1 protein-coding gene is annotated in these 1,854 nt (G+C 77.3%); it reads left to right on the top strand.

From position 1 onward, the window contains the following. A partial coding sequence (locus ACTWQJ_RS51015) for an AMP-binding protein (RefSeq protein WP_443313138.1) occupies window positions 1-1,854 on the top strand: 1,854 nt, incomplete at both ends.

Below are 1,854 nucleotides of genomic sequence, written 5' to 3' on the forward strand. Positions count from 1 at the left end.
ACCGCGTTCGGGCGCCGCCGCAACGACTTCGGCACGGCGCTGCTCGCCCGCGGCGACGACCTGCTGGCCGTCCGCGCCGTGGAGGTCACCGACCGGCCCTCCACCGCCGAGCCCGGCACCGTCGTCGACGCCGGCCCCGACGCCCTCACCGTGGCCACCGGCGACCGGGACGTCCGCCTCACCGACCTCGCCGCCCTGTCCGGGGAACGGCTCGACCCCCTCGCCCTGGCCCGGGAACTCGGCGGCCGCTTCCCGCACCTGCCCGACGCGGCCGTCGCCGAACTCGCGGAGGCCGCCCGCGCCGCCCACCGCCAGGAGCGCCGCTGGCTGCGCGCCCTGCGGTCGCTGAGGCCGGTGCTCCCGCCGAGGTTCGGCCCGCTGAACCCGGTGGCCCGCCCGGCGGGCCCGGTCCCGCTGCCCGAGGCCCTGCACGAGCGGAGAACGGAGCCCGAGCGGCCGGCCCTCGCCGCCGCCCTGGCCTTCCTCGCCCGGCTCACCCGGGGCGACGAGCGGCACGTCGCCGTGTCCGCCCCGCGGGCGGCCCCCCCGGCCGCCTCCCGCGTCCTGGCGCCCGACGTGCCCCTGCACGCCCCGGAAGGGCTGCTCGACCTGACCCTGTCCGGCCTCACCGAGCTGATCGGCACCGCACTCGACGGACTCCGGGACCGCACGCCGTACCGGCGTGATGTGCCCCTGCGCCACCCGGACCTGACCGGCGCCGCCCGCACCGGGCTGCCCGTCGCCGTCGTACTGCCCGGCGGCGCGGCCGAACCGGGTGACCGGCCGCTGACCGTCCGCATCGACGCCGACGGAACCGTCGGCTTCCACGCGGGCGCCGGACTGACCGCGGACCACGAGCGCTGGCTCGCCGGGCACTTCGCCGCCTTCCTCGACGCCCTCGCCGCCGACCCCCACCGCCCGCTCGGCACCGCCGACCTGCTCGCACCCGAGGAGCGGGAGCTGCTGCTCGGCCGGTGGAACGACACCGACGAGGAGTATCCGCGCGAGGAGACCGTGACCCGGCTGGTCACCGACATCGCCTGCGCCGCACCGGACGCCACCGCCGTCCGCTTCCAGGACCGCGCCCTCAGCTACGGCGAACTCGACGAGGCCGCCGACCGGCTGGCCCGGCACCTCGCCGGCCTCGGCGCGGGCCCCGGCACGCTCGTCGGCGTCTACCTGGAGCGCTCGCCCGAACTGCTGGTCAGCCTGCTCGCCGTCCTGCGCACCGGCGCCGCCTACGTGCCGATCGACCCGATCTACCCGCCCGCCCGGATCGGCCACATGCTCCAGGACTCCGGCGCCCGACTGGTCGTGACCGACGAGACGCTGGGCGGCACCCTGGCGGAGTTCCCGGTCACCCCTGTACCGGTTTCCACCGCGCTCACCGCCGGGCCACCGGCGGCCCCCCTCGACCGCTCCGACCCGGACACTCCCGCCTACGTGATCTACACCTCCGGCTCCACCGGCCTGCCCAAGGGCGTCCAGGTCGGCCACCGGGCGCTGGTCAACTTCCTGTGGACGATGGCCCGCAGGCCCGGTTTCGGCTCCCGGGACTCGCTGCTCGCGCTGACCACCGTGTGCTTCGACATCGCGGGCCTGGAGCTGTACCTGCCGCTGGTGCGGGGCGGCACCGTGGAGGTCCTCTCCGCCGCCGAGGCCGCCGACGGCGTCGCCCTGTGCGAGCGCGTGGAACGCTCCGCGCCCACCGTCCTGCAGGCCACCCCGACGACCTGGCAGATGCTGCTCGCCGCCGGCTGGAGCGGCGATCCGGCGCTGCGGGCGCTGTGCGGCGGCGAACCGCTGCCCCCCGAGCTGGCCGGGCAACTCGCGCCCCGCGTCGGCGCGTTGTAC

Origin of the sequence: Streptomyces sp. KR55 (assembly GCF_052245645.1) — a bacterium.
GTDB lineage: Bacteria > Actinomycetota > Actinomycetes > Streptomycetales > Streptomycetaceae > Streptomyces > Streptomyces flavusporus.